The organism is Curtobacterium sp. MCPF17_001 (genome assembly GCF_003234615.1).
GTDB lineage: Bacteria > Actinomycetota > Actinomycetes > Actinomycetales > Microbacteriaceae > Curtobacterium.
This window is the reverse complement of record NZ_QKSL01000006.1, coordinates 48,977-74,366: the sequence shown is the minus strand read 5'-3', so window position 1 is coordinate 74,366 and position 25,390 is coordinate 48,977. Positions and strand designations below refer to the sequence as shown.

Genomic DNA, 25,390 nt, shown 5'->3' with positions numbered 1-25,390 from the left:
TGTCGTGGTTGTCGCCGCCAGCCGTGTACCGGTGAACGACCGGCTATCGAGACGGGCAATGGCCTTCGCGTACCCTTCGAGTCGAGCGCGCACCTGCGCGCTTGACGAGAGGACACCGTGGTTGCTGCGTTCACTGGCATTGGATTCGAACCGATCCCGACGGCGATCGTCGCCGTACTGGCTGCTGTGATCGTCGTCAGCGCCATCACCAGGAGGCGCCGCCGCTGAGCGGTGCCTCACTGGCCGATCCTTCAGTGAGACGTAGCAGTTTCGAGGCCGAAGCTGGCGGCAATGAACTCGGCGGTCGTCTCTGCGGTGAGCTCGCTGGTGTCGAGCCACCAGCCGCGGTCGCCGAAGTCGCGACGCATCGACTGGTCGAGTTGGTCGTACCCGTCGAAGGTGAACCGCTCGTTCGCTTCCCTGCCCGCGTTGCGTTCCCTGCATGTTCCTATGGTCGGAGCGAGAACAACGAGCGATGAAGGATCCAAGGAGAGATGCTCGAGGAGCCGGTTGAGGTGTGCACCGTCCGGGATGACGCAGTCGATGACGGTGACGAAGCCAGCGTCGGTGAAGTTCTGGGCAAGTGCAGCGAGGTTGCGGTAGCTGAGCTCGACCTGGCGGGCGGCTTCGACAGCGGGCTGACCAAGTGGCCATACGGCTCCGGCGATGATCATCGCGTTTAGGTCGTCGGCTGCGATCCGCGCGGCGCGTGGCAGTTTCGCTGCGAGGAGGCGACTCACGGTGGATTTGCCGGCGCCAGGCATTCCGGTCAGGATCACTGTCTCCACGGAGCAATCTGACCACATCTGTAGTCACCGGCTCTCGGGCGGTCTTCCAGCCGTCAGCGTGATTCCCTCGACCCAGAAGTCGCGGGTGTCCGGTAGCCGATCGGCTATCGACACACCCCAGCGCACCTTGCCGTCTCTAAGATCGCAGCGTGGAGTACTACCAAGCTGACCAAGGCACTCTGGCGCAACTGTCGCTTCACGACGCGATGGCCAGGTCATCGGTGGCCCGTAAGCGGCATGGGGCGCCGCTCGACGTACGAGCGGCCTTTCCTGGCGTTCCGGAGCACGAATTCGAGATGGTGCAGCAGCGGCTCCACGAACTCGAGTCCGACGCGACTCGATGGGCTTGGTCACTTCGCGAAGCGGGCGGCCTGACCGAGACTCAGGTGCGTGACGCGCATCGCGGCCTCTATCCCGAGTTCTCGGACGTCGCGGTTGGCGACCTGATCGGCTTTGCCATGGACATACAACGCTGATCGCTGGTCTGCTTTGGCACCGTCAAGCGTCGCCCGGTAGACGATCCCCTGCCGGGCTTCTGGATGACGGCAGCGTGATCGTTGCCGCTGCATGTCGGGGGCTTCAGATTTAGGGTCGGGACGTGGGTAACGAGCGGATGGTGTTCTGGGACTTCGACGGCACGCTGGCAGTGCGGGAGGGAAGCTGGCCGACCATTCTCCGCGAGGCTGTGCTGGCCGCCGATCCAACTCAAACGCTGGACGTCGACAAGCTCGCGATTGAACTACGTGGAGGGTTCCCACAGTGGGGACCGCAAGGCATGGGCGCGTATTCCCGCGCGTCCGACTGGTGGGCTGCAGCATCCCCGGTTCTTGTGGACGCATGCCTCAGCGTCGGCGTCGACCCGGCGCTCACGCGCCACGCGATGGCCGAGCTTCCGTCGCTCTACTACCGGCCGACCGCGTGGCAAATCTTGCCGGGTGCGCGGGAAGCGCTCCAGACGGTGTCGCGCGCCGGCTTATCCAACGTGGTGCTGAGCAACCACGCGCCGGAGCTGCCCGGCCTGGTAGATGCGCTGGGCTTTGGTCCTCTGGTGATGCGGACGATCACGAGCGCGTCACTTGGAGTCGAGAAGCCGGATTCCGTCATGTTCAAGACCGCGCTCCACCTCGTTGGCGCGGCCCGGGACAGCTGGATGATCGGGGATAACCCTGTCGCTGACATCGCCGGAGCTCGAGGCGTCGGGATGAGGGCCGTGCTCGTCCATCGTTCGGACGGGCCTGTGTCCGCGATCACGCTCGCTGACGCGGCGGCGCACGTCGTCGCCGAGGAGGCTGCGGGCGCCCGCTAAGGGATCGGGCATCGGGAGCGACCGTCGGTATAGCGTGACGCACGTGACCGAGACGAAGCAACGCAGCCTCCTCGAACGACTTGTCGGGAGGCCCCTCCCGTGGCTCGTCTGGGCATGGGCCGTCCTCGCCGCTATATGGATAGCCCTCGCCATCACCGAACCATCCGGATCTCACACCTTCATGGCGTGCACGTGGACGATCCTCGCCGCCGTCCAGCTCGGCTCCGCCTACTACGCCCGACATCAGGAGCGGATCCGCGCTCAGAATACGGACGGGGATTGAGCCCGATAGACGATCGGTGATCGGACGACTGCGCTCATCCCGGCGCCTAGGCTCTGCCCGTGGAGCAAACGGAGACACCGGTCCTGCGCAACCGCGTGACGTTGGCATGGATCCTGCCGACCCTCGCGCTTGTCCTCCTGGCCGCACAGATGCTCGCATGCGTCCTTACCTACGTCCACACCGCCCCGATTGATGCTGCGTACGACGTCAGCGCTGAGCGTGGCCGGGGCCTCCTCCACGCTCGTCCCGCCGACGTCACAGCAGCCGGATGGAGTCTCGGCCTCACGTGGATCGCCACGGTCCCCGTGGCGCTGGCAGCGACACTGCTGGCAGCATCAGCCATCGACCGGTTCGGCGCGGAGGGGAACCTTCGCGTGTACGCGCAGTCGGTGACGCTGGTCGGGCTCGTTGGGTGCATCGCCGGCGTCGTTCTCGCCGTACTTGGCGTCCTCGAGCTCCTGCGGGTCTGATGGCTGGCTGCTCCGGCACGAGCCGCCGTCGTTCGTTCCGAGACGCAGCGTTGCCCCTTTGACGATCGGCTTTCGGAACACGCGTCGGCTGTTAGGGCGTGCGTGAGAATGACACCGTGAAGGCTCAGGTGCGGTTCATCTCGACGAATGACGGTGAAGACTTCGAGGACGTTGTGCTCGAGGATCCAGACGACGTCGACATCTGGATCACCGTCATGGCCGGCCCTGTGGGCGGGCCGGGAGAAGAGTCCTTCCAACTGCGGGTTCGTAGCCCCCTCTCAATCACGAGGGAGCTGAACCAGTGGGGACCGCTTCACGAGCGCCACATTGGGTCTCACCAGTTCGATCACAGTTCATCCTCGCAACCGGCCCAGTCGAGAACCAGGACCAGGCAGCGCCTCGTCGACGACAGGGCGACAGTGCGTCACCGAACGAGAGGTTATTGTCCGTGTCCGGTAGCGGATCGGCTATCGGGCGTCGAATCCGCTCTGCAGAGGCCGCACCATCTCGAGCGTGCTGCCCTCGGTAAAGCCGAGCGCACGAGTACGTCCGGTGTTGACGAAACCGTGACGAGCGTAGAACCGCCGAGCCGGCGTGGCGTGCTCGTACACGTACAACCGCAGGCACTGTCCGCGTCCGTCCGCCCAAGATGAGACGTGGTCTAGGAGAGCATCCGCCACTCCGTGCACGCGGCCTCGGAAAGCGGGGGTGACGTAGACGCCAGTCAGAACGGGGTATTCCCCGTCCTCGTCACCGCTTTGGGCGCTCATCATCCCGATCCAGCGCTCGGGTGCCCCCTGTTCGATCGCGACGAGGCTGGTGGCGTCGCTTGCCTCGCCGCGACGGGCACGCAGTCGCCAGTCCTCCTCGGTCATCCGCCTCGTCGTTTCCAACGTGGCTCCGGACGAGATTGGGTTGTCGGTGGCATTCTCGATGCGAAGTTGCCGGACCTGGCGCCAGCCACCCTCTGTAGTTGTTCGGATGAAGAAGGAACAAGCCATGCATCCACGGTAACGATCCGCCGCGACGACAGCGGCTGTCAGTGCTGGTCTGGGTCAGTGCCCGCGAACACTGACGGGTAGTCGCTCACCCCGGCCCATCGCTGCACTGGCCAGGAAATGGCCACGGCCCGTCCGACGACATCCTGTTCCGGAACGAACCCCTTCGTGGGCAGGCTCTGGTGCGCGCGGGAGTCCGCAGACTCGTACCGGTTGTCACCCATCACCCACAGCTTCCCTGCGGGCACCGTCACGTCAAAGGGCGTCCCAGAGGCCGCTTCGCCCGGTTGCTTACGAACGTAGGGCTCGCTGAGCGGGACGCCATTGACCTCCATCTGCCCGAGTGCATTGCAGCACTGCACGTGATCGCCCGGCAGGCCGATCACACGCTTGACGAGGTGGTTTCCGCCGTCCGAGCCCAGTCCGACCAGGCTCAGGACGTCGGACATGAGCGAACGCGGCTGAACAGAGCGGCCTTCCGTCGATCCAGCAGCGTCGAGCCAGCCACCCGGATCGCTGAACACGACCACGTCGCCGCGGTGGATCGTCGCGCGCTCGTTGACGATGACGTGGTCATCGATCTGGAGCGTGTCTTTCATCGACCCGGACGGAATCCAGAACGAGCGAATGAGGAAGGTCTTCACGAGGAACGAGACCAGGAGCGCTGCGAGCACGATGATCAAGAGGTCCCGCAGGAACCGAAGCATGCTGTTGGGCTCTCGTGTCCTCGTGATTTCCCCCATGTGACGCAGCCTAGAGGCGCTGACCAATTCGGGGGAAAGGTGCTCGGCGGGTAGACGATCAGCTATTGAGACGCTGCAGCACGGCCTCCAACTACTTCACGCGCGTACCTACGCTTGATCTGCACGCTCGGAGCTCTGGTCGGCTTCGGAGTTGCCGCGGCCGCCTCGTGCCCTCGGAGAACGCTGACGGGGCGACAAAAGTGCGCGGATCTGATGACTTCCAGCTCAGAACGCTCAATTTCTTGCACTCGGTGGTCCGATGGAGCACCGTTCTTGTATGAGGACCAGCGGGCGCGTCATGCGCCGGGTCGAGTTGCCACTCGTGCTGCGGTCAGCGGCGCTCGTGCTGCTGCTCGCGTCGACCTGGATTGTTGTGGGCGTCTCGCTCACTGACGCAGACAGCGCTGTGGTTTCAGCTGGACGAACCGGCTTCACCGTGGTCGGCTTGCTGGCGTTGCGCGCGTCCGCTCGAGTCGCCGGATCCACTGCTCGCGGCACACGCATGGGTCTCGACCGGCGGGCCGAGGGGGGAACCGTCAGCTGGGTGCAGCTCTCGGTCCTCGCTGCTTCGGGCGTGACCATCTACACGATCTGTTCCACGCTGGCGATCGCATTCGCCGGCCCCGTCCTCCCGACGCTGATCATCGCGCTCACTCCCGCGGTCGTGATGGTCGCAGAGGGCATCCTCGCCCGTACCGTCCCACCAAGCGCGACGATCATCGGTACAGCCATCGCTGTCACCGGAGCACTGCTGTACGTGATGCCGCGACTGCACCGTTCTGTCGGTGGAGACGTGGCACTCGGGTTGATGTTTGCAGTGCTCGCGATGAGTGCGACGGCGTTCTACGGGGTCTACTTCGCCCGGGTGAACCGCGAGTACAGAGGGGCACTGGCTGCGCGGCTCTTTCCGATCTTCGCACTCGGGGCTGCGCCCCTGGTGCTGTGGGCCGGCTACTCCGTCATTCGCGGGGCCACGATGACCTGGTCAACCGTCGGGCTGCTCGCCTTGCTCGGCACCGTGGTCTACGTGCCGGTGTATCTGCTCCAGCACCGCATCCTCCTGACCGCCGGTGCTTCGTACGCCGCGACACTCGGCCTCGGCGTGCCGCCCGTGGTCGGCATCGCATCGGGGGTCATGAACCTCGCCCCCATGCCGGCACCGGCGCAGGCTGCTGCCATCGCCTTCACGATCGCGGGAATGTATCTCGTCATCCGTGGAAGGCGCCGACCTGCCCGGTGAGGGATGGTCTAGCGGTTCGCGAACTGCCCTCGGAACTCCCCCGCCGAGCGGCTGGACCTCGAGAAGTCAGTCCAACGCGCTTCGTACTCTCGATCGTGACGTCTGCCGAGGTCCGCGAACGCCAGTTGGCGAGATTCCCCATCGATCCGTGTACTCCGCGCCCCACCGGAAAGTCACGCTCTCGAACTTGTGAACCCGCTTCCACACTTGCGCGATCTTCTCGTCAGTCAGAGATGGGAAGACGTCCTCAAGGCTCGCGTCTGCGCGCCCTACGCGGATCATGAACGCTGCGTCGAGCACGGTCAACTCCCGCAGTTGCTCCAGGTTCACCTCTGCACCGTACCGTGCGTGGGCACGGTGTCCGACGGTCGATGCGCTACTGCGACGGCTTCCAGACGAGCCACTTGCGATCGATCTCTGCGGTCAGATCGACGTCGAACCGGCGAGCGATCAACAGCACTTGCGCGAGAACGTCAGCCAGCTCGGACCGGAAGTCCTGTTCGAGGTCGGCACCCGAGCGCCCCTTGTCTCGCGCTTGCCCAGCACGCGCGAGGTACGCCTGCGTCAGCTCGCCCACCTCTTCATTGAGTTTGAGCACGAACCAGTCGTCAGTGCGCTGGATGTTGTGGCGCTGCGCGTAGAACACGGAAACCGCCTCGACGTCGTCGCTCAGGTCGTTGATCTGCACGTCGGCAGTGTCCCATCGACCGCCGTCAGCGCCCGGACCACAGCACGACACTGAAAACGACGGCTCGGAGCGAAGCAGCTCACAGCCGCGCACATTCCACGCCAGCGGCGTCCCGTTCGAGGATCCCCTACCGAGATGCCACGCACCACGCTGTCGACATCGCTGTCGTCGACCGGCCGCATTAGACCTAGGGTTTCGGTCGGGAGGGAAGATGCGGTGGTGGACTCGGCTGCATGCAGCCGTCGGAGGCAGCGAGGGCGTGATCGTGCTGTCGGTGTGGGTGGTGCCGTGGGCGCTGGTACTGACAGCCTGGGTCTTCCTGCATTGGGGGCCGGTTTGGCATCGGTCTGCGTTCGACCAGGGCTCGCCTCTGCGGCCGACGGAGTGGGCGAAGGAAGGCACTGATGCATTGTTCGTGCCGGCGCTGGTCGGGGTCGTTGGGTTTGTGTTCCTCCGGGTTGCCCCCGGCCGTCGGATCCCGCTCTGGTACTTCACATTGGCGCTGCTCTCCGGAGGGGTCGGATGGTCCCTCATGTATTTCGCCCTCGGGCTTGAGCATTTGGATTGCACGAATTCCTGCGTACCTGTCGTACCGTCTTATGCAGCGATCGACGTGTTCAACCGCGTGACCGCATGGTTGTGCCTGCTACCCGCGACGCTTGGGCTGATCTCCGCCTTCGGAGTTCGTGTACTCGCGCTCGTCAGGCGCTGTTCCGGTCGGTAGCAGGGCGTCCGCCGGACCACCGTCCGGTCACGGATCGGCTACCGGACACCTCTTCGCTCTCTGTCTTGGGCGACCCACCCGCTGCCAGGTCATCCAGAAGGATGACGCGGCGCAACCTCGAATCGGGGTAGACAGATCGACGCTCGTCTCAGCGACGTACGAGGGCCGCAAGTACCGTGATCAGCTCGTATGCCACTGGGCGAATGCGGGTCACATGAAGGTGCCGTGGAACCTTGACGCGTGGCGGCCCGACGTGGGCTACACGAGGACCGTAGCGGCGGGCTGCAACCCTAACCCCTAGAGGAGGCTCTCATGAAGAAGAACGCCACCATCGCGCTTGTGCTGCTTGCCGTCGCGATTCCGGTCCTGGTCGGCTGCGCGATTCAGGCAAGCGCGCTGTTCGACCTGGTTGATCGCACAGGGGCTGACGGAAGCGTGATGACGTTCACGTTCATCCTCGCGATTGCCGCGTTTGTTGCCCTTGCAACAGGCATCAGCTTTGGCCTCACCGCACTCGTGCAGCGAGCCGAGCGTCGACACGTCGTCTCAGCGCACTAACCAAGCACGACAGCAGAACGGTCCCACGTCACGTACGTGGGGCCGTTCTGCTGTACCGGTAAACGATCGGCTATTGAGACACGTGTCGGTGTGGTCTTCGGATGGGGAGCATGCTTGCTGCCAAGCTCAACGAGGGCAGTCTGGTTACCGTCCGTGAGCGTCAGGAGTGAAATGCCGCAGCCGAAGATTGCTCGTGAGGCCGTGTCCTTCTTCGTCAGCGGCCCGGAAGCGGTGTGGGTATGGGAACCCGGACGAGGCTTGATCAAGCTCACCGCGCCGTTCCGAGAGAACCCCCGCGACCTTCGACTCTCGGCCGACGGCACGACGTTACGGTACGGCTACGGCGGATCCGCGTTACTCCCGGATCGACGATTTTCCTTGGACCTACTGTCTGGGGTCGAGACCGAGGAACCAGCGTGGCCGAGCAACACGCGGATCTTCTACGGCAACCCCGCCGACGAGTGCCGCGTCGAGTGGGCCGACTGGGTAAACCACCACCCAACCCAGTCGATCTACCGGCTTCGCAACGACGCCGGGGACCAGATGTGGTCACAGCTTCCGGCGCCCACGCTGGAGGACGGGTGGCTTGAACTTCCGTCGCGATTCACGCTGGGGATCAATGTCGAGGGTGACGCGTTGCAGTTCTCACCCGACGGGCGCCGACTCGTGATCAACTGCAAGTGGTGGGGTCATCCGGTGGGTGCGATCCAAGTGTTCGATCGGACAGCCGGGCTCATCGAGCAGCGGTACGGGTTCGTCACCGAGGGCTCCGGAGTGTGGAGCCCGAACGGTCGGAAGCTCCTCGGACGAACCATGGCCATCGGCCGGTCGTTGGAGGAGCGCGTGGAGGTCTTCGACCTCGATCGGCGAGATACGACGCCCATCCCGATCGACTCTGACGACTACCAACGGGCTGACGTCCCGTGCGTTGGGTGGCTCGACGACGATCACGTCTTGCTCTACACGAGGCACCAACGCACCATCACCTTCCATGCGTTCCACATCGATACCGGAGAACGCACGGAGGTCAACACGTTCCGCCTACCGATGCCCGCCGGCTCGATGAACGATCTCCACATCGCACCCAGAGTCGTGGCCGACCGGCCCGATGCCCTCCTCTGACTCCGACGCGGCGCAACGACCGGTAGGGGATCGGCTACTGGGACGCCGCCACGGATGCCAACTGGTTCGATGGATGAGTGACAACGCCTGACGCGGAGCGCGGCCGTCGGGGAACCGTCCTGGCCCTCACGGTATCGACTGTCGTTCTGTGGCTCATCGCGCTCGCGTTAGGCACGGTCGCGTTGGTACTCCTTCTCGGGGTTGAAGCCCCCGTAAGTCGAACCGGCTTCATCGTCGCCGCCTGGTTCCTGACGCCCGCGATTCCGGCGATAGGTGCGACCGTTGGGCTTGTGGCCGGTCGGCGGTCTTCGCGAGGGCGTAGCGCTCGACCGGTGTCGCCTCCGTCTGGGACCGACACACCTTCATAGTCCGGTAGCCGATCGATCACCGGGCGCTGCGAGAGAACAGATGCGAGGGTCGCTACTCAGCGGCCGGGCGCGCAACACGCCTCGCTGCCGCGACCGGCGCAGGTAGCGTCCCGGTATGGAACTGGAGAAGCTGTGGCCGTTGTTCGGACTCGAACTGCGAACCCCGCGGCTGGTGTTGCGTCCGGTGCGGGACCAGGACCTCCCTGCCCTGGCACAGGCTGCTCTTGATGGCATCCACAACTCGGACCGCATGCCGTTTGGCTTCCCATGGACCGATGCGTCTCCGGAGGAGCTGCCGCGGAACCTCGCGATGTACCAGTGGAACCTCCGCCAGGTCTCCCCGCAGAACTGGACGATCCAATTCGCCGTCATCCTTGACGACGAGGTGATCGGGGCGCAGGACCTCGCCGCGTTCAACTTCGCGGACCGCCGGACTGTGAACTCCGGTTCCTGGCTGACACGACGCGCCCAAGGCAACGGCGTCGGCACCGAGATGCGCGCCGCCCTGCTGCTGTTCGCCTTCGACACGCTGGGGGCCGAGTGGGCAGAGTCAAGTGCTGCGGCCTGGAACACCCCGTCACTGGCCGTCTCCTACAAGCTCGGCTACGAGCCGAACGGGGTCACGCGGGTATCGCCCCGGCCCGGGCAACCGGTCGACGAACAGCGCGTGCGACTCTCCCGCGGTGCCTTCAAGCGTCCGACGTGGAACCTGCAGACCATCGGCGATCAACCCGTTCTCGCACAGCTCGGCATCACTGCGCCGTAGGACGACCGCGCCGCGGAGCGGCGGTCGGAGCGAGCTCGCTGGCGGAGCCATGACCGTCCGGTAGCCGATCCTCTACCGGGCCGAGTTACGCGGGCTGGCCGGCGTTCGTTGAGCCACCGGCTATCGGGACACCGTGCTTAGCTAGCGGTCGTGGCAGAGAGACCTCGCGGTACTGCACTCGTCGACACAGCGATCGCGGACGTCCCCGGCATCATCCGGTCCGCAGTAGCCCGCATCCCGCGGGCCTCGATCACCGCTCTCGATGACTCCTCAGCCGTGCTGACTCAACGATCCGGGGTTCTCATGCCGCGTGCTGAGGCCCTCACCCTCGCGTTCCATCGAGGTGAAGACGGTCGAACGACGATTGCGATCGTGCACGCTCGGCGCGGAGGCCTCGCTGCACCCGACTCCGTGCCGTCCCAATTCGAGGGAGCGCTTCTAGCGTCCATCCGAGCAGCAGCAGAGGACGGCGCACGGTAGGCGTTCGCTCTACCATCGGCTTACGAGACGTCCTCTTGCTTGGGGACTGCTGCAGGTTCGGTTGACTCCTGACGGGTAGGGGGCGTTGGCTCCGCCTTTTCACGACGGGCGGTTCCATGACGGAATGCGTTGGCCGTTCGGGTCTGCCCGCGGAGCTTCCCAGCGACATCAGCGGGACCTTGTCTGCTACTGCGCGGCGAGCTCTGGTGCCAGCGGGACCTGTTTCTGGCCCGGCCGCGGCTCCCGACGATGGCCATGCCGAGGTGGATCGTGGAGCTGGCGACGGGAGCCGCCCCCTCGCAGCGGTGTTCGACGCCACCCGCAACGAGCAATGCGGCGGGCCTGGCAAACGCCGTGGCTGCACGGCTCGTCAACAACTCACAGTTGTGATTGCTCCTTTTTCCTCACCTGAACTGCTTGAGCCGGCTGATCAGCGCTGACAAGTTCGCTCAGAAGCTGACATGAAGGCTGACCGCTCGACCGGTTCCGTCATGTGCACCGACAATTGCAGGTGCGGTCGTCAGTGGTCGTGGTGCAGTGGCCATGCCGGGAACGGGTCGCCGTACCGCCTCCAGCTCGTCGGGCCGGCGAGGAGTTCGTCGTTCGTGAGCAGGCACGCGTGCAGGGCGGCGATGATCTCGTCGCGGTCGAGGTGCTCGCCGAAGAAGACCATCTCCTGGCCGATGGGCGCATCCGGATCCCAACTCGCGATGCCCGTGGGGTCGAGGGACACCGTGTCGCCGGCGCTGCGCCAGGAGCCGTGGTGGTCGGGGCGGGTGGCGAGCTGGACCAACCCGCGCGACCGGGCGATACGGCCGACCTGGTCGGGGACGAGTCGATGCCGGACCGAGTCGAACAGGCGGTCCGGGTGGAACGGTCGGGGGTCCCGGAACACGAGGACGTCGACCCCGTTCCAGGACGCTGCCGGGAGGTCGGGCTCGGCGAGGGCTCGAGTCCACCCCATCCGCCGGCCGATGCGGCGGGCGCAACCCCGGCCTCCAGGCCATCCTGTCGGCTGCCGCGCCGTCGCGACGGACGTGACCACTGCGGCGTCCGGGTTGAGGCGCTGCACCAGGCCGACGGTGCTGCGGAGCTGCCCCGGGGACACGTCCGCTGCGTCGGCGAGCACGACGACCGTGGCGAACTCGAGTTGTGATGCCAGGGACTCGGCGGTGACGAAGTCGACGGCGGGGGCCGGCGCCGCCGACAGCAACCAGCGGTGGACGTCCCGGACCCGCGCCACGGTCACCAGATCGTGCAGTTCTGCCGGCGGGCCCTCGTTGCGTCGGCCCTCGAGTTCGGTCTCGAGCACGAAGCCCACTTCCATCACGTCCGCCTCCGCATCGAGCTCGATGACGGTTCGGCCGGTGGCGCCGGCATGAGCGGCTGCGAGTACATGCTCCGCGAGGACGAGGGCGAACTCCGCGCTGTCCTCGGTCTCGTCCGTGATGTCGCTGGTCGGGGCGTCCTCGGCCGGCACTCCCGCGGTCATCCGGGAAACCCGGGAGCGTTCCGTCGAGTCCAGTCCGCTGACGAGGGCGACCCGGAGGGCCGGGGCTGGTGGGCGGGCGGTGTCTCGGGCTTCCGTGGAACGGTCCATGCCGACTACTCTAGTGAGAACCATTATCAAAAGGAGTCGTCATGAAGGTCCGGAACTCACTCAAGTCCCTGAAGAAGCTGCCCGGTGCGCAGGTCGTCCGCCGCCGCGGTCGCACCTTCGTCATCAACAAGCTGAACCCGCGTGGCAAGGGGCGCCAGGGCTGAGACCGGCCGTCGCGCTCGGGGCGATTTGGCGGACCGATCCCTCTCCCTCTAGCGTCACGATCATGAAAACCATTATCACTACAACGGTGGTCGTCGCGGCGCTCGCCCTCACCGGGTGTGCGAACTCCTCCGCGTCCGGTCGGTCGTCCACGACCCCGTCGGCCGGTTCCACACTGACGAGCTGCGGCATGCAGCTGACCGTCCCCGCGCCTCCCGAACGGGCGGTGACCCTGGAGCAGGGCGCGACCGAGGTCATGCTGGCGCTCGGACTGCAGGACCGGATGGTGGGGACCAGCTACCTCACCGACGCCGTGGCCCCGGAGTGGCGATCGGCCTACGACGACGTGCCGGTGCTCGCCGAGCAGTACCCGAGCACCGAGCAGCTCCGCGAGGCGAACCCCGACTTCGTCTACTCGATGCGCGCCTCTGCGTTCGCGTCCGACGCTGCCGGGAGTCGTCAGGAACTCATCGACCTCGGCGTGCCGGCCTACCTGTCCGCGAACGACTGCGAGGACCCGGTGCTCGTCCCCGACGAGGTCGGCTTCGACGCGATCCTCGACGAGGTCACCGACGTCGCTCGGGTCTTCGACGTCGAGCAGCGGGGCCGCGACGTCGTCGCCGAGCAGCGGGACACCCTCGAGCGGCTCACCGCAGCAGCCTCGGACACCGGGGCACCGTCCGTCGTCTGGCTCTACTCCTCGGTCAACGGGGCGCCGGTGGTGGCCGGTGCGAACGGGCTCGCCGACACCATGGGCCGTGTGGCGGGCGCGACCAACGCCTTCGACGACCTGGATGCGCAGTGGAGCGAGACCAGCTGGGACGAGATCGCGCAGCGCGACCCGGACGTCATCGTCGTCGCCGACCTGTCCCGCGGCCTGCCCGGCGACAGCGCCGACGACAAGATCGACCAGCTCCGGTCCGACGCCGTCACGAAGGACCTCAGCGCCGTCCGCGACGACCACCTGATCGCCGTCCCGGCGACGGAACTCGACCCCTCGGTGCGGAGCATCGACGCCCTGGAGACCGTCTCCACCGCCCTGACCGAGTACTCGGAGGACCGACGATGACCACGACCACCACGACCACCCCTGCCGAGACCGAGCGGGCGCTCGGCCTCCTCGCGGCCTGGGACGCCCAGCAGGCTGCCTACATCACCAACCGTGAGCAACGCTTCGCGATCATGCTCGACGTCGTCGACCACGTCGTGCCGCAGGGTGGCATCGTCCTCGACCTGGCGAGTGGACCCGGCTCGATCAGCCAGCGGGTCGTCGCCCGGCGGCCGGACATCACCTGCATCGCGCTCGACCACGACCCGGTGCTCCTGGAACTCGGGCGGACGGCGCTCGCCGGGCAGCCGGTGCGTTTCGTCGACGCCGACCTCTGGGACCGCGACTGGACGGCGGGCCTGGACGGCGCGATCCCCGACGCTGTCCTCAGCTCCACTGCCCTGCACTGGTTGCCGTCGGACGTCCTCAGCCGCGTCTACAACGACCTCGGGTCCATCGTGCCGCCCGGTGGTGTGGTGCTCAACGCCGACCACCTCCGTCACCTCGACGGCCGCACACTGTTCGCCGAGCTCAGCGCACTCGACGATGAGCGCACCCAGCAGGCCGACCGGGCGTCGGGCGCGCTCGACTGGGACCAGTGGTTCGCGGAGGTCACCGCGGTCGAGCGGTACGGCCGGCTCGCCGCCGAGCGGGAGCGCCGGTTCGAGCACCGACCGCCGAACCCCGAACTCAGCCTGGGCTTCCACGTCGCGGCACTCGAGGTCGCCGGCTTCACCGAGGTCGGTCCGATCTGGCAGTACCTCGACGACTTCGTCGTGCTCGCCCGACGGTGAGCGCGACCGCGCTCCGCGGTGCCGTCGTCGTGCCGGTGCTCATGGCCGCGCTCGTCGTGGTCGTCGTCGCGGGCGTGACGCTGGCCGGCGGCTCGATCACGTGGGTGGACACGGTGCGGTCGATCGGCACCCACCTCGGTCTGCCGGTCACCCCGCTGCCCCGGCTCGCGGACTCCGTGGTGTGGCAACTGCGACTGCCGAGGGTCCTGCTCGCCGCCTCGGCCGGTGCGGGACTCGCGGTGTGCGGTTGCGTGTTGCAGGCCGTGACCCGCAACGTGCTCGCGGAGCCCTACCTGCTCGGGATCTCGTCCGGTGCGTCGACGGGGGCGGTCCTCGTCCTGGTGCTCGGTCTCGGCGCGGGATCCGTCACCCTGGCCGGCGGCGCGCTGGTCGGTGGGCTCGTCTCGTTCGCGCTGGTGTTCGCGTTGATGGGACGGGACACCGCGAGCACCAGCCGGGTCGTGTTGACCGGCGTCGTCGTCGGGCAGTTGTTCGCCGCCGTGACCTCCCTCGTCGTCACGGCCTGGGGCGACGCGGACGCGACGCGGGGCATCACGTACTGGCTGCTCGGGTCCCTCGCGGCCGCGCGGTGGTCCGCGGTGGTGGTCTGCGCCCTGGTGGTCGTGGTCGCGACCGCCGTGTTCGTCGCCGTCGCACCGGCGCTGGACGCGTTCGTCTTCGGGCACGACGCCGCCCTGGCCCTCGGCATCGACGTCCGGCTCCTGCGGGTCGTCGTGCTCGTCGGCGCAGCGGCGACGACCGCCGCGGTCGTCGCTGCCGTCGGGGCGATCGGCTTCGTCGGACTCGTGGTCCCGCACGCCGCCCGCATGCTCGTCGGACCCGGCCACCGCCTCCTGCTGCCGGTGTCCGCCCTCGCCGGCGGAGTGTTCCTCGTCGTCGCGGACCTGGCCGGGCGACTCGCATTCGCACCGCACCAGATCCCGGTCGGCGTCGTCACGGCGCTCATCGGCGTGCCGACGTTCCTGGTGGTCCTCCGCCGAGGGCAGCGCGCATGACCGCGGCAGGGTCCGAGCCCGGCGAGCGCGCGGCGGGGTCCGAACCCGGTCTGCTCTCGGCGCGACGAGTGGGACGCTCCGTCCACGGCGTGCGACTCCTGGCGGAGGTCGACCTGGTCGCGCCACGCGGGTGGATCACCGGGATCGTGGGTCCGAACGGGTCGGGCAAGTCGACGCTCGCCCGGTGCCTGGCCGGGATCACGCCTCCGGACAGCGGGGCCGTCCTGCTCGACGAGGCGGACCTGCACGCGTTGCCGCGTCGATCGGTGGCCCGCCGTCTCGCCTTCGTCGAACAGCAGGGGCACACCGAGATCGACCACCGGGTCCTCGACGTGGTGCGCCTCGGTCGGTTGCCGTACCGCTCACGGCTCGGCGGTCCCGACGAGGGTTCCGACCGGATCTGCCAGGAGGCACTGGTGGCGGTGGGCATGGCGGGAACCGAGCAACGCCGCTGGAACGGGCTGTCGGGCGGCGAACGACAGCGGGTCCAGATCGCTCGTGCATTCGCGCAGGAACCCGAGGTGCTCGTCCTCGACGAACCCCTCAACCACCTGGACGTACACCACCAGTTCGAGCTCCTGGACCTGCTCCGGGACGGGTCCCGCACCGTCGTGGTCGTCCTCCACGACCTGGACATGGCGGCTCGCTACTGCGGCCACGTGGTGGTGCTGTCGGAGGGTTGTGTCGCGGCGGCAGGGGCACCGCGGACCGTGCTCACACCGGACCTGTTGGAGCGGGTGTTCCGGGTGCGCGGCCGAACGCGCGAGACCCCGGAGGGCCTCCGGGTCGATCTCCTCGGCACCGCGTCCGGAGGGGCGCGTTGACCGTGCTCCGCCGGGTCCGCCGGTCCTCGGGCTGTCCGCTGTCCCGGTCGTGCTCGGTGTGCCGTGCCGTCGAGCAGTCGCACGCCTCGGCTGCGGAAGCGCCGACGGGTGCGGTCGGACCGTCATCGGTGCACACTTGCCGCACCGAACGAGGAGGCCCCGTGTTCCGACCCACCAGCGCCTACAGCGGCTTCAGCGTCGACGACGTCGATGCCGCCGTGGCCTTCTACGCCGGAGTGCTCGGCGTGGACGTCCGCGTCCTCGTCCCCGGCCAGATGATGCAGCTCCTGTTGCCGGGCTCGGACGTCCCGGTGCTGCTGTACGGCAAGCCCGACCACACCCCGGCGACCTTCACCGTGCTCAACTTCGTGGTGGACGACATCGACACGGCGCTCGACGACCTCGCGGCGCTCGGGGTCCGGCCGACCGACGGCGGACAGTGGGCGGACGACCGCCAGGTCCTCCGCGGGCGTTCCCGCGACATGGGGCCGGACATCGCCTGGTTCACGGACCCGGCCGGCAACGTCTTCTCCGTGCAGCACTGATCGCACGGGGCGAGACCCGGGCAGCCGGGTCGAGCCGAGCGAGACCAGGGCAGTCAGGTCAGGGCCGCCCGACCGGCGGCCACCCCGGGTCGACCGGCCGCCCGGCGTCGCCCGACTCGTTCGTCGGGGCGACCGCCAGCACGACGAGCACGACCGCGATGACCCCGAGCCCGACCCAGCCGACCGCCGTCAGCCGTTCGCCGACCACCAGGACGGCGAGCACCGCAGCCACGGCCGGTTCGGTGAGCGTGACCGTCGTCGCCGTGCTCGCGGAGACCGTCGTCAGGCCGTAGCCGAACAGCAGGTAGCCGAGGAACATCGGCACGAGGGCCATGTACACCCCGACGGCGAGGTCCTGCGGAGTCGCCAGCAGCGGCGCCCCGGTGACGGCGAGGACCGGCATGAGGAGCAGCCCGCCACCGCCGAACACCGCGCCCATCGCCGCTGCCCGCGGGACGCCCTCGTCCATCAGGCGGTGTGCGACCCAGGAGTACACGGCGTACGCGGCACCGGCCACGAGCCCGAGCAGGACCCCGAGGACCGTCGCCCCGGCCGGGCGCGCGGCGTCGTCGAGTCCGGAGAGGCAGAGCAGCACGCTGCCCAGGACGCCGAGCAGGGCGGCGAGGACCCACCACCGGCTGAGCGGGCGTCGGTCGACGACGCGTTCCAGCACCCCGGAGGCCAGGGGCGCGGACGCGAGCGACACGACCGACCCGACAGCCACCCCGGCCGTGTGCATCGAGCTGTAGAACGCGAGCGGGTAGACGGCGACCGCGAGGGCACCGACGACGACGAGGCCGCGGCGGTGCCGGAGCTGCGTGCGCGCACCACGCAGCGCCCGGGCGCCGACCACGGCCTGCAGCAGACCACCGACACCGAGTGCCGCGGCCCCGATCGCCAGCGGGCCGATGTCCGGGGCGAAGGTCGCCGCGGTCCCGGTGGTGCCCCAGAGCAGCGACGTGACCGTGATCGCGAGCAGGCCGGTGCGGCGTCCGAACGTCACAGTCGCACCTCCGTCGTCACGGTCACCGTAGTGGTCCGGATGCCGTTCACGAGCAGGTGCCGAGAACCCGTGCGGATCACGGTGGTGCAGGCGGATACTGGGTGAGTGCGAGAACTCCAAGCCGCCATCGCCGCGGACCTCAACGTCCAGCCGACCATCGACCCCGAGCAGGAGGTCACCCGGCGCGTGGGCTTCCTGCGCGACTACCTGCTGACCACCGGCGCGAAGGGCTACGTCCTCGCCGTCAGTGGCGGGCAGGACTCCACCCTGGCCGGACGTCTGACGCAGCTCGCCATCGAGTCGCTCCGGGCCGAGGGACACGCCGCCGAGTTCACCACCGTCCGGATGCCGTACCGAGTCCAGGCCGACGAGGACGACGCCCAGCTCGCGCTGCAGTTCATCGCCGCCGACCCGGGCATCGTCGTCAACATCGAGCACGGCGTCGACGGCGTCGTCCAGGACACCGCGGACGCCGGCGTCGCCCTGAGCGACTTCGTCAAGGGCAACGTGAAGGCGCGGATGCGGATGGTCGCGCAGTACGCCGTCGCCGGGCAGCGCGGCTACCTGGTCGTCGGCACCGACCACGCCGCCGAGGCCGTCACCGGCTTCTTCACGAAGTACGGCGACGGTGGCGTCGACCTCACCCCGCTGACCGGGCTGACGAAGAGCCAGGGTCGACAGCTGCTCGAGCACCTCGGCGCACCGGCCCGCCTGTACGAGAAGGCCCCGACCGCCGACCTGCTCGACGACCTGCCGGGCCAGACGGACGAGGCGAACCTCGGTCTCACCTACGCCGAGCTCGACGCCTACCTGCAGGGCCACGACGTCCCCGTCGAGGTCGCCGAGGCGATCGAGGCCCGTTACCGCGGTACGGAGCACAAGCGTCAGGTGCCGGCGACCCCGTTCGACGAGTGGTGGCACGCGACGACGTGACCGTCAGGTGACGGACGGGAGGCTCCCCACCGATCCGGTGGGGAGCCTCCCGTCCGTCTCGCCGTCTGGCCGTCTGGCCGGTCAGGCGGGCTCGTGTCCTTCACCGTCGAGATCCGGGTGTCCGGCGTCCTGGCGGCCGGCGTCCTCGTGTCCGGCGTCCTGGCGCTCGGCGAGGCGTTCCTGCCAGAGGATGCTGCGCGCCGCGCCCTCGAGGACGTGCTCGACCGGGTGCCCGGTCTGTGCCGCGAGCGCGCCGCTGAGGCCCGCGGTGAGGGTGCCTCCGGCCTGCGCCAGTCGTTCGACGACCTCTTCCTGGCGCGGGGTGAGCGGCACGTCGACCAGTTCGTCGACGGCATCGCGGATGTTCGCCTCGCTCGCTTCCAGTGCGGTCTCGTCGCCGGACTGCAGGGCCGCGGCCTCGCCGACCACGACGAGACCGAGTCGAGCTGCGTCCTGCTCCGGGCGACGGGTGTCGTTCTCGTCAGTCATGGACTGGACCGTACGCGCCACGCCTGCGCGCGTTCCGGACATCGGGCGGAGCGGGTCGGTACTGACGCCGCCGCGAGCGGTGATCGGGCGGCCGGTCGCTGCCGAGGCGAACGCGTCCGTTGACCCCCGTTGCACCGTCGGCCGGTGCCTCCAGGGTGGCCGGGGCATCCCGGCTGGCCGCTGTCTCCGGGCCGGCTGCCGTCGAGGCGCCGGTAGTCCGTGTCGACGACGGAAGTCTGGCACACGACGAACGGGAGGCCCGGTACCAGCTGGTACCGGGCCTCCCATCGTGTGGTCAGCGCGTCAGCGCCGGCACGTGCCGCTGGTCAGCGGCGGTTGCCGCGACCCGCGACGCGCGTGTAGATGAGCACGACGATGATCGCGCCGATGATCGACCCGATGAGGCCGGACGGCTGGAAGAAGCCGTCCGCGAGGTCATGGCGGAAGATCAGGAAGCCGAGCAAACCGCCGACGAACGAACCGACGATGCCGAGGATGATGGTCATCAGGATCGACATGTGCTGCCGACCCGGGATGACCAGCCGTGCGATGGCGCCGGCGATGAGGCCGACGACGATGAGGCCGATGATGGTGCCGAGTACACCCATGTTGTTCTCCTTGTTCTGCGGCCGGTCCGAGGCTGCGACAGTTCGCCGAGCTCAGGGCCGGACACCGATTCAACACGCGTTCGACTCAGTGACCTCCCAGGGAAGCCGTCGGCCTGGTCAGAGTGCGCCGGATGCCTCGAGTTCGCCCTGCAACTCCGCGTCCGACGGCTCGACGAAGTGCTTGCCGTTCGGCAGGACGACGACGGGGATGTTCTTGCGCCCGCTGATCGCCTCGGCGCGGTCGGCCGCCGACAGGTCCGCCTCGACGTCGACGTACTCGTAGTCCACGCCCAGTCGGTCGAGCAGCGCCTTGGAACGGCGGCAGTCGCGGCACCAGTCCGCGCCGAACATGGTCACCTTGTCGAACGTCTCGTCAGTCATGTCGGTCACTACGTCCACCGCGCCTTCCGTATTCCCGGTGACCGCCTCCGTGGACGCGGGAGCACGATGGGGCGCATGACGCTCGAGACCGATGTGCACGTCGGCGCACACCCGCACCACCGGCACGGCTGGTGGTGGAAGACCCTGCTCGGCGGGTTCCTGCTCTGGGTGGTGACGATCATCGTCACCATCGCCACCCAGAACACGAACCTGGTGCCGACGATCATCCTGATCGGCAGCTTCCTGGTGCCGTTCACGGTGGTGCTGTTCGTCATCGAACGGGTCACCGGCACGGTCAGCACCATGCAGCTCATCACGGCGTTCTTCGTCGGCGGGGTCCTCGGGGTGCTCGGGGCGTCGCTGCTGGAGTCCGACCTGCGACCGGGTGCCGGGCTGTACCTGCTCGTCGGCTTCGTCGAGGAACTGGTCAAGGGCGTGCTGCTCGTCGTCGTCGGGTGGCGGGTCCGCCCGAAGACCGCTCGGCAGGGGGCGCTCCTCGGCGCGACCGTCGGAGCCGGGTTCTCGGCGTTCGAGTCCGCCGGCTACGCGTTCAACGCCGCGATCACCACCCGCGGCATCGACCTGTCGTCCCTGCTGCAGACCGAGGTCGCCCGCGCCGTACTGTCCCCGGTCGGCCACGTCCTCTGGACCGCGATCCTCGGGGCCGTCCTGTTCGGGGTGGCACACGGGCGGCGGGAGTTCCGATGGGCGTGGTCGGTGCTCGTCGCGTACGTGGTCGTGTCGTTGCTGCACGGGCTGTGGGACTCGAACTCGACGATCTCGACCCTGCTGGCGTTCGTGTTCACCGGGACGCCGTTCTCGGCGGCGCAGAACGGGTACGTACCGTCCTCGCTCGCCGGCGTCGTGACGACGCTGTACATCGCCGGGCTCGCCGTCGTGTCCGTCATCGGCGTCGGCGTGCTCGTCGGCGTGCTGCTGCACTACCGGCGGCAGGCGCGGCGCCTCGACGCCCGGCAGCACGCGGAGCTCGGCGCCTGGGCCGGGTCGCCGCCGCCACACCCGCTCCGCTGAGGGTGCCCGCAGCGCTCTACGATGGGCGCATGCCGCGTGCCGACCCGACAGCCCGCGCCGACCCGGCCGTGCTGGCCTGGGCCTCCGCTGCCGTCAGGCACACCGCCCGGGTGACGAACATGCTCCTCGCGGCCCGGCGCTTCCGCATCGTCGGCGGTGACCCGCGGGACGCGGCCGTCCTGCACGACCTGCTGACGGGGCTCGGTGCCCGTCCTGCCGACGACGCGACGGGCGTGGACCAGCTCTGGTGCCTCGGCACCCCGGAAGAGTCGGTCGCGGCCGTCGAGCAGGCCACCGCTGACCGGCCGCGCGGCTCGACGCTGCTCGTCATCGACGCTGGTCGCCACGTACCCGCCGTCGACGAGGACGCCTTCGGCCCGACCGCGCTCGCCCGACCCGGCGTGCTCGGCGTGCCGACGACCTCGGACGACGTGTTCCTCGTCTCCACCGGCAGGGACCCCGAGGACGACGACCCCGCCGCCGAGGCCCGCATCCGCTGGGCCCGCCGCTCCATGCCCGTCTCGCGTGCGGTCGCGGACGACCTCCGGCAGGGCGGCCTGCTCCGCGGCACCCGCATCGGTGTCAGCCTGTTCCTCGAGCCGAAGACCGCGGTGCTCGCCCTGCTCCTGCAGGACGCCGGCGCGGAGGTCGTCGCCTACGCCCACGCGGACGAGACCGACGACGCCGTCGCGGACGTCCTCCGCCGCACGGGCATCCCGGTGCACGCGAGCAGCACGGCGTCCGTGTCGGAACAGCGGGATCTGGCGCTCGCGATGCTCGACACCCGCCCGCACGTGCTCGTCGACGACGGGTCGCACGTCATCCGGCTGGTGCACCAGGAACGACCGGACCTGCTGCCGACGATGCTCGGGGCCGCCGAGGAGACCACGAGCGGCCTCCGCCCGCTGCGCCTCATGGCGTCGCGCGGCCAGCTCGGGATCCCGGTCGTCGCCGTGAACGACGCCCGCACCAAGACGTTCTTCGACAACCGGTACGGCACCGGGCAGTCGACGGTGTTCGCCGCGCTCGACCTGCTCGACGACCTCGACACGACGGTGCGGCCGGCCGTGCCGGTGGGGAGAGGCTCAGCCGTCGTCGCCGGGTACGGTCACGTCGGCGAGGGGGTCGCCCTGGTGCTCCGCGCACTCGGGTTCCGGGTCACCGTCGCGGACCCCGACCCGGTCCGGGCGTTGCAGGCCCTGTTCGCCGGGTACGCCGTGGCCCCGCTCACCGAGGCCGTGCGCGACGCCGACCTGGTGATGAGCGCCTCCGGGGTGCCGGACACGATCAGCCTCGCCGTGTTGCGAGCGTGCGCTCCCGGAACGGTCGTCGCGGTCGCCGGCGGGGTGGACCAGGAGGTCGCGCTCGACGACGCCGTCGCCGCGGGAGCCGTGCGGACGCAGATCGCGCGGAAGGTCGAGCGGGTCAGCGTGCCGGACGGCCCGCACGTGCTGCTGCTCGACGGCGGAGGCTGCATCAACATCACCGCTGCCGAGGGCAACCCGATCGAGATCATGGACCTGTCCTTCGCGGCGCAGCTCGGTGCCGTGCGGATGCTCGTCGAACGCGGGGACGAACTCGAGCGGGCCGTCGTGCCGATCGACCCCGAGATGGACGCGGTGACCGCCTGCGCGGCGCTCGCCGCGTTCGGGACGGTGGTCGAGCCTCCCGGCAGCCCGGTCGGCACGACCTGGCCCGCCGCGCAGCCCGTGGACCGTGCGCCGGACGTCCGGACCCGACGATTCGGGGACCCGGCGTGACCGACCAGCGGGTGGGCCCGACGGTCGTTGCCGACTCGACGACGATTGTGCACTCGACGACGACCGTGCACTCGGCGCGGATCGTCGTGCCGATGACCGCACCGCCGATCGCCGACGGGGCGGTGGCCGTGCGCGACGGCCGGATCCTGCACGTCGGCGAACGCTCCTGGGTGGTGGACCAGCTCGACGGCACCCCGTTCACCGAGCGGCGGTGGCGTGGGGCCCTGCTGCCCGGACTCGTCAACGCGCATTCGCACCTGCAGTACACCGGCATGGCCAGTGTCGGGCGAGGCCAGTACGACGGGTTCGAGGACTGGGCGTCCGCGTTCAACACCGTCTACGCCGAGCCGCACGACTGGCGGGCCGAAGCCGCGGCCGGTGCCGTGCAGTCCATCGCCGCCGGTGTGACGAGCATCGCCGACGTCGTCACCGACCTCGAAGCGGCGAGCGCCCTCCAGGACGCCGGCCTCGGCGGCATCGCCTACTGGGAGGTGATGGACTGGGAGAACGCGGCCTGGCAGCAGCACGGCCGCGACCAGGTGCTCGGCGAACTCGCACGCATGCCGACCACCCCCGGCGCCGGGCTGTCCCCGCACGCGCCCTACTCGCTCGACGTGGCGCCGCTCCTGGAACTGCCCGACATCGTCCGGCAGCGGGGACTCCGCCTGCACCTGCACCTCGGTGAAGCAGCGTTCGAGGGGGAGCGCACCGCCGTCGAGCCGGTCCCCGGGTTCGAAGGCGTCGTCGGCGTCGGCCACGGCGCGGACTGGCACCTGGCGAACGTGCCGTCCTTCCGGGCGATGCGGGCACTCGGGTTCGGGGCGAGTGCGACCTCGTTCGTCGACCGGCTCGGCGTGCTCGGCCCCGACTGCCACATCGCGCACGGCGTCTACATGACCGCGGTCGACCGGGCGCTGCTCCGGGCCCGCGGCACCGCGGTCGCGCTCTGCCCACGGTCGAACGCCGTCATCGGGCTCGATCCGCCGCCCGTCGCGGACTACCTGCGGGAGGGCAGCCCGATCGCCGTCGGCACCGACTCCCTGTCGTCGTCGCCATCCCTCGACCCGATGGCCGACGTCACCGCCCTGCACCGCATCGCCCGCGCCCAGGGGTACTCCGGGCGGGACCTGCACGAGCGACTGCTCGCGGCGGCGACGCTCGGCGGGGCGCACGCGATGGGTCTGGCGGTGGGACCGGACCGGATCGGCCACCTGGCCGTCGGTGCCCGTGCCGACCTGGCCGTGTTCGACGTCGACTCGCGCACGGTGCCCGACGCGCTCGCCGAACTCGTCGAGGACGGGGCCGGTCGCGCCGCCGCCACCGTCATCCGCGGGGTCGTCCGGACAGCCGACTCTGCCCGGGTCGCCCCGGGCCCCTCCACCACCCCCAGCAAGGAGTCCCGATGACCGACACCGCACCCCGCCCCGGCATGGTCGCCCGCCGCACCGTCTCGGGGGAGCTCATCGAGTGGCTCGACGTCCCGCAGCGGGCGCGAGCGCTCGGCATGGAGCCGCACCCCGAGGGCGGCTGGTACGTCCGGACGTGGACCTCGCCCGCGACCGTGCAGACCGCGGCGGGGGAGCGACCCGCGGCGACGCTCATCCACTTCCTCCTGCCCCCGGGCGAGGCCTCTGCCTGGCACCGGGTCACGAGCGACGAGATCTGGATGTGGCACGGGCCGGACTCGGTCGAGCTCGAACTCGGCGGGTCGAGGGACCAGCCGGAGCCGGGCGCACGGCTCACCCTCGGGCCGGATGCCGGGCGCGACCGGGTGAACGACGCACAGGCGTTCGTCCGCGGCGGTGTCTGGCAGCGGACGATCCCGCACGAGGGCGAGGTGCTCCTCAGCTGCCTGGTGTCACCCGGGTTCTCGTTCGACGACTTCACCCTCGCCGGCTGATACATCACCATTGTGATCTGGAATGTGGGGTTTTAAGGTGATGGCGTCGGCTGAACGCGCGGCCGACCCAACAACGAAGGGACCACATCGTGTCGAGAACCCGGGCGGCAAGCGCCGTCCTCGCAACAGGAGCACTCGTCGTCGCAGGACTCGCCGTCGCTTCGCCGGCGTCCGCGACCACGGCTGGGGCCGGAGCTGCGCCGACCACCGCGCAGCCGACGACGCAGGCCACCGACCTCACATCCATCACGCCGCAGCAACTTGATGAAGCGCTCGCAGAAGCGACTGCGCTCGGGTACGTCGCTGGCAGGAGGACCGATGCTTCGGGCACTCGTACGACGACCATCGACCTCGGTCACGATGTACGGTTCGACGTGGTGCAGGAGCCAGCCGGAGCGCGACTCGGAGCAGGCTCTGACAAGTACGGTGCCTATGTCTCGTTCAACGCCACGGACCAGGCAGCCATCATCAACGGTGCCGGGTGGGCGCTGGGAGCCGGTCTCTGCGCGGTCAGCGCAGGAACCTTCTGTGTCGTGGCCGGAGCGATCCTCGCTGCTGCCACTTTCGCGGTGAGCACGAACGGGATCCGTTGTGGATCGAAGTCGCTCCGGGTCTACCCGTTCAACGGCTCTCGGTCCCCTCGCTGTGCGTGACCGCGGGAACCTGCTCCTGAGCCTCCGAGTCGCTGTCCCCGTCAGCGCCGCGTTGGTCGCGTTCAGTGTCGTGACCATGACCAGTCCGCCGACCGGTAGGCATTGGGC

The 25,390-nt window shown here is 69.0% G+C and carries 30 protein-coding genes and 1 pseudogene; 22 read left to right on the top strand and 9 right to left on the bottom strand.

Annotated features, from left to right (window positions below; translation table 11 throughout):
* Nucleotides 1-251: 251 nt before the first annotated feature.
* A complete protein-coding gene (locus DEJ24_RS07610) occupies nucleotides 252-788 on the bottom strand; it encodes an AAA family ATPase (RefSeq protein WP_220034052.1) in 537 nt (178 codons plus the stop codon).
* Nucleotides 789-937: 149 nt separating this feature from the next.
* Between DEJ24_RS07610 and DEJ24_RS07605 the strand changes: the two genes are divergently transcribed.
* The 5 genes and pseudogenes from DEJ24_RS07605 to DEJ24_RS17400 all read left to right on the top strand — a co-directional run.
* On the top strand, nucleotides 938-1,264 hold the full coding sequence (locus DEJ24_RS07605) for a hypothetical protein (RefSeq protein ID WP_111078052.1): 327 nt from the start codon (nucleotides 938-940) through the stop codon (nucleotides 1,262-1,264).
* A 122-nt stretch (nucleotides 1,265-1,386) separates the two neighbouring features.
* The gene (locus tag DEJ24_RS07600) at nucleotides 1,387-2,094 is read left to right on the top strand and encodes an HAD family hydrolase (protein ID WP_146245954.1); all 708 of its coding nucleotides are present in this window, start codon (nucleotides 1,387-1,389) and stop codon (nucleotides 2,092-2,094) included.
* Between the two features lie 43 nt (nucleotides 2,095-2,137).
* On the top strand, nucleotides 2,138-2,377 hold the full coding sequence (locus DEJ24_RS07595; RefSeq protein WP_146244601.1) for a hypothetical protein: 240 nt from the start codon (nucleotides 2,138-2,140) through the stop codon (nucleotides 2,375-2,377).
* A gap of 59 nt (nucleotides 2,378-2,436) precedes the next feature.
* Complete coding sequence (locus DEJ24_RS07590; protein ID WP_111078046.1) at nucleotides 2,437-2,847, top strand: hypothetical protein; 411 nt, start codon at nucleotides 2,437-2,439, stop codon at nucleotides 2,845-2,847.
* Nucleotides 2,848-2,945: 98 nt separating this feature from the next.
* A pseudogene (locus DEJ24_RS17400) lies at nucleotides 2,946-3,164 on the top strand (Imm8 family immunity protein); the annotation flags it as partial.
* A 150-nt stretch (nucleotides 3,165-3,314) separates the two neighbouring features.
* Here the strand turns inward: DEJ24_RS17400 and DEJ24_RS17210 are convergent.
* Nucleotides 3,315-3,848 carry a GNAT family N-acetyltransferase gene (locus DEJ24_RS17210; protein ID WP_111078042.1) on the bottom strand — a complete coding sequence of 178 codons (534 nt, stop codon included), beginning with the start codon at nucleotides 3,846-3,848 and terminating at the stop codon, nucleotides 3,315-3,317.
* 38 nt (nucleotides 3,849-3,886) lie between these two features.
* Entirely contained in the window at nucleotides 3,887-4,588 is a 702-nt protein-coding gene (lepB, locus tag DEJ24_RS07575) for a signal peptidase I (RefSeq protein WP_258374687.1), read from the bottom strand.
* A gap of 277 nt (nucleotides 4,589-4,865) precedes the next feature.
* On the opposite strand from lepB, the gene DEJ24_RS07570 reads away from it, so the two are divergent.
* A complete protein-coding gene (locus DEJ24_RS07570; protein WP_111078038.1) occupies nucleotides 4,866-5,828 on the top strand; it encodes a DMT family transporter in 963 nt (320 codons plus the stop codon).
* Nucleotides 5,829-6,204: 376 nt separating this feature from the next.
* Here DEJ24_RS07570 and DEJ24_RS07565 read toward each other — a convergent pair whose 3' ends face one another.
* Nucleotides 6,205-6,516 (bottom strand): MazG nucleotide pyrophosphohydrolase domain-containing protein, encoded by a 312-nt coding sequence (locus DEJ24_RS07565; protein ID WP_111078036.1) that lies wholly within the window; start codon nucleotides 6,514-6,516, stop codon nucleotides 6,205-6,207.
* 259 nt (nucleotides 6,517-6,775) lie between these two features.
* Between DEJ24_RS07565 and DEJ24_RS16570 the strand changes: the two genes are divergently transcribed.
* The 5 genes from DEJ24_RS16570 to DEJ24_RS07545 all read left to right on the top strand — a co-directional run bounded on the left by DEJ24_RS16570 (nucleotide 6,776) and on the right by DEJ24_RS07545 (nucleotide 10,054).
* Nucleotides 6,776-7,240, top strand: coding sequence for a hypothetical protein (locus DEJ24_RS16570; protein ID WP_111238066.1), 465 nt, complete (start codon nucleotides 6,776-6,778; stop codon nucleotides 7,238-7,240).
* Nucleotides 7,203-7,541: a DUF2599 domain-containing protein gene (locus DEJ24_RS17395; RefSeq protein ID WP_111078034.1), complete on the top strand. Its 339-nt coding sequence runs from the start codon at nucleotides 7,203-7,205 to the stop codon at nucleotides 7,539-7,541. The genes DEJ24_RS16570 and DEJ24_RS17395 overlap by 38 nt, the downstream gene beginning before the upstream one ends.
* Before the next feature lie 11 nt (nucleotides 7,542-7,552).
* On the top strand, nucleotides 7,553-7,798 hold the full coding sequence (locus DEJ24_RS07555) for a hypothetical protein (protein WP_111078032.1): 246 nt from the start codon (nucleotides 7,553-7,555) through the stop codon (nucleotides 7,796-7,798).
* Nucleotides 7,799-7,969: 171 nt separating this feature from the next.
* On the top strand, nucleotides 7,970-8,920 hold the full coding sequence (locus tag DEJ24_RS07550) for a hypothetical protein (RefSeq protein ID WP_111238067.1): 951 nt from the start codon (nucleotides 7,970-7,972) through the stop codon (nucleotides 8,918-8,920).
* 483 nt (nucleotides 8,921-9,403) lie between these two features.
* Nucleotides 9,404-10,054 (top strand): GNAT family N-acetyltransferase, encoded by a 651-nt coding sequence (locus DEJ24_RS07545; protein ID WP_111078029.1) that lies wholly within the window; start codon nucleotides 9,404-9,406, stop codon nucleotides 10,052-10,054.
* A gap of 1,000 nt (nucleotides 10,055-11,054) precedes the next feature.
* Here the strand turns inward: DEJ24_RS07545 and DEJ24_RS07540 are convergent.
* Complete coding sequence (locus tag DEJ24_RS07540) at nucleotides 11,055-12,134, bottom strand: GTP-binding protein (RefSeq protein WP_181436558.1); 1,080 nt, start codon at nucleotides 12,132-12,134, stop codon at nucleotides 11,055-11,057.
* 41 nt (nucleotides 12,135-12,175) lie between these two features.
* Here DEJ24_RS07540 and ykgO point away from each other — a divergent pair, with 41 nt between their 5' ends.
* The 6 genes from ykgO (at nucleotide 12,176) to DEJ24_RS07510 (ending at nucleotide 16,523) form a co-directional block, all read left to right on the top strand.
* Nucleotides 12,176-12,298, top strand: coding sequence for a type B 50S ribosomal protein L36 (ykgO, locus tag DEJ24_RS07535; RefSeq protein WP_110905085.1), 123 nt, complete (start codon nucleotides 12,176-12,178; stop codon nucleotides 12,296-12,298).
* A 62-nt stretch (nucleotides 12,299-12,360) separates the two neighbouring features.
* Nucleotides 12,361-13,365: an ABC transporter substrate-binding protein gene (locus DEJ24_RS07530; protein ID WP_111078025.1), complete on the top strand. Its 1,005-nt coding sequence runs from the start codon at nucleotides 12,361-12,363 to the stop codon at nucleotides 13,363-13,365.
* A complete protein-coding gene (locus DEJ24_RS07525; protein WP_111078023.1) occupies nucleotides 13,362-14,138 on the top strand; it encodes a trans-aconitate 2-methyltransferase in 777 nt (258 codons plus the stop codon). The genes DEJ24_RS07530 and DEJ24_RS07525 overlap by 4 nt, the downstream gene beginning before the upstream one ends.
* Nucleotides 14,135-15,154, top strand: a complete 1,020-nt coding sequence (locus DEJ24_RS07520) for an iron ABC transporter permease (RefSeq protein ID WP_258374758.1) — start codon at nucleotides 14,135-14,137, stop codon at nucleotides 15,152-15,154. Before DEJ24_RS07525 ends, DEJ24_RS07520 begins: the two co-directional genes overlap by 4 nt.
* Nucleotides 15,151-15,978, top strand: coding sequence for an ABC transporter ATP-binding protein (locus DEJ24_RS07515; protein ID WP_111078022.1), 828 nt, complete (start codon nucleotides 15,151-15,153; stop codon nucleotides 15,976-15,978). Before DEJ24_RS07520 ends, DEJ24_RS07515 begins: the two co-directional genes overlap by 4 nt.
* A 161-nt stretch (nucleotides 15,979-16,139) precedes the next feature.
* Complete coding sequence (locus DEJ24_RS07510; protein ID WP_111078020.1) at nucleotides 16,140-16,523, top strand: VOC family protein; 384 nt, start codon at nucleotides 16,140-16,142, stop codon at nucleotides 16,521-16,523.
* 58 nt (nucleotides 16,524-16,581) lie between these two features.
* On the opposite strand, the gene DEJ24_RS07505 is transcribed toward DEJ24_RS07510, so the two are convergent.
* Entirely contained in the window at nucleotides 16,582-17,526 is a 945-nt protein-coding gene (locus DEJ24_RS07505; protein ID WP_111078018.1) for a DMT family transporter, read from the bottom strand.
* A gap of 105 nt (nucleotides 17,527-17,631) precedes the next feature.
* On the opposite strand from DEJ24_RS07505, the gene nadE reads away from it, so the two are divergent.
* Nucleotides 17,632-18,459, top strand: a complete 828-nt coding sequence (gene nadE / locus DEJ24_RS07500) for an ammonia-dependent NAD(+) synthetase (RefSeq protein WP_111078016.1) — start codon at nucleotides 17,632-17,634, stop codon at nucleotides 18,457-18,459.
* 81 nt (nucleotides 18,460-18,540) lie between these two features.
* Here the strand turns inward: nadE and DEJ24_RS07495 are convergent, their stop codons facing one another.
* The 3 genes from DEJ24_RS07495 to DEJ24_RS07485 form a co-directional block, all read right to left on the bottom strand.
* Complete coding sequence (locus DEJ24_RS07495) at nucleotides 18,541-18,948, bottom strand: hypothetical protein (RefSeq protein WP_111078014.1); 408 nt, start codon at nucleotides 18,946-18,948, stop codon at nucleotides 18,541-18,543.
* A 326-nt stretch (nucleotides 18,949-19,274) separates the two neighbouring features.
* On the bottom strand, nucleotides 19,275-19,556 hold the full coding sequence (locus DEJ24_RS07490; RefSeq protein ID WP_110905077.1) for a GlsB/YeaQ/YmgE family stress response membrane protein: 282 nt from the start codon (nucleotides 19,554-19,556) through the stop codon (nucleotides 19,275-19,277).
* Nucleotides 19,557-19,673: 117 nt separating this feature from the next.
* Nucleotides 19,674-19,937, bottom strand: coding sequence for a glutaredoxin domain-containing protein (locus DEJ24_RS07485; protein WP_111045146.1), 264 nt, complete (start codon nucleotides 19,935-19,937; stop codon nucleotides 19,674-19,676).
* Between the two features lie 75 nt (nucleotides 19,938-20,012).
* Here DEJ24_RS07485 and DEJ24_RS07480 point away from each other — a divergent pair, with 75 nt between their 5' ends.
* Genes DEJ24_RS07480 through DEJ24_RS07465 form a run of 4 tightly spaced genes read left to right on the top strand, consistent with a single transcriptional unit; the run spans nucleotide 20,013 to nucleotide 24,629 of the window.
* On the top strand, nucleotides 20,013-20,969 hold the full coding sequence (locus DEJ24_RS07480) for a PrsW family intramembrane metalloprotease (RefSeq protein WP_258374757.1): 957 nt from the start codon (nucleotides 20,013-20,015) through the stop codon (nucleotides 20,967-20,969).
* Between the two features lie 29 nt (nucleotides 20,970-20,998).
* Nucleotides 20,999-22,729 (top strand): adenosylhomocysteinase, encoded by a 1,731-nt coding sequence (locus DEJ24_RS07475; RefSeq protein ID WP_111078011.1) that lies wholly within the window; start codon nucleotides 20,999-21,001, stop codon nucleotides 22,727-22,729.
* Complete coding sequence (locus DEJ24_RS07470; protein WP_375334698.1) at nucleotides 22,726-24,135, top strand: amidohydrolase family protein; 1,410 nt, start codon at nucleotides 22,726-22,728, stop codon at nucleotides 24,133-24,135. Before DEJ24_RS07475 ends, DEJ24_RS07470 begins: the two co-directional genes overlap by 4 nt.
* On the top strand, nucleotides 24,132-24,629 hold the full coding sequence (locus DEJ24_RS07465; protein WP_258374756.1) for a cupin domain-containing protein: 498 nt from the start codon (nucleotides 24,132-24,134) through the stop codon (nucleotides 24,627-24,629). Before DEJ24_RS07470 ends, DEJ24_RS07465 begins: the two co-directional genes overlap by 4 nt.
* The last annotated feature ends 761 nt before the right edge of the window (nucleotides 24,630-25,390 follow it).

Excerpts from the sequence above, each read along its gene's own strand:
- DEJ24_RS17210 (WP_111078042.1), bottom strand. The coding sequence starts at position 3,848 with ATGGCTTGTTCCTTCTTCATCCGAACAACTACAGAGGGTGGCTGGCGC.
- lepB (WP_258374687.1), bottom strand. The coding sequence starts at position 4,588 with ATGGGGGAAATCACGAGGACACGAGAGCCCAACAGCATGCTTCGGTTC.
- DEJ24_RS07570 (WP_111078038.1), top strand. The coding sequence starts at position 4,866 with ATGAGGACCAGCGGGCGCGTCATGCGCCGGGTCGAGTTGCCACTCGTG.
- DEJ24_RS07555 (WP_111078032.1), top strand. The coding sequence starts at position 7,553 with ATGAAGAAGAACGCCACCATCGCGCTTGTGCTGCTTGCCGTCGCGATT.
- DEJ24_RS07550 (WP_111238067.1), top strand. The coding sequence starts at position 7,970 with ATGCCGCAGCCGAAGATTGCTCGTGAGGCCGTGTCCTTCTTCGTCAGC.
- DEJ24_RS07545 (WP_111078029.1), top strand. The coding sequence starts at position 9,404 with ATGGAACTGGAGAAGCTGTGGCCGTTGTTCGGACTCGAACTGCGAACC.
- DEJ24_RS07540 (WP_181436558.1), bottom strand. The coding sequence starts at position 12,134 with ATGGACCGTTCCACGGAAGCCCGAGACACCGCCCGCCCACCAGCCCCG.
- ykgO (WP_110905085.1), top strand. The coding sequence starts at position 12,176 with ATGAAGGTCCGGAACTCACTCAAGTCCCTGAAGAAGCTGCCCGGTGCG.
- DEJ24_RS07530 (WP_111078025.1), top strand. The coding sequence starts at position 12,361 with ATGAAAACCATTATCACTACAACGGTGGTCGTCGCGGCGCTCGCCCTC.
- DEJ24_RS07525 (WP_111078023.1), top strand. The coding sequence starts at position 13,362 with ATGACCACGACCACCACGACCACCCCTGCCGAGACCGAGCGGGCGCTC.
- DEJ24_RS07515 (WP_111078022.1), top strand. The coding sequence starts at position 15,151 with ATGACCGCGGCAGGGTCCGAGCCCGGCGAGCGCGCGGCGGGGTCCGAA.
- DEJ24_RS07495 (WP_111078014.1), bottom strand. The coding sequence starts at position 18,948 with ATGACTGACGAGAACGACACCCGTCGCCCGGAGCAGGACGCAGCTCGA.
- DEJ24_RS07490 (WP_110905077.1), bottom strand. The coding sequence starts at position 19,556 with ATGGGTGTACTCGGCACCATCATCGGCCTCATCGTCGTCGGCCTCATC.
- DEJ24_RS07485 (WP_111045146.1), bottom strand. The coding sequence starts at position 19,937 with ATGACTGACGAGACGTTCGACAAGGTGACCATGTTCGGCGCGGACTGG.
- DEJ24_RS07480 (WP_258374757.1), top strand. The coding sequence starts at position 20,013 with ATGACGCTCGAGACCGATGTGCACGTCGGCGCACACCCGCACCACCGG.
- DEJ24_RS07475 (WP_111078011.1), top strand. The coding sequence starts at position 20,999 with ATGCCGCGTGCCGACCCGACAGCCCGCGCCGACCCGGCCGTGCTGGCC.
- DEJ24_RS07465 (WP_258374756.1), top strand. The coding sequence starts at position 24,132 with ATGACCGACACCGCACCCCGCCCCGGCATGGTCGCCCGCCGCACCGTC.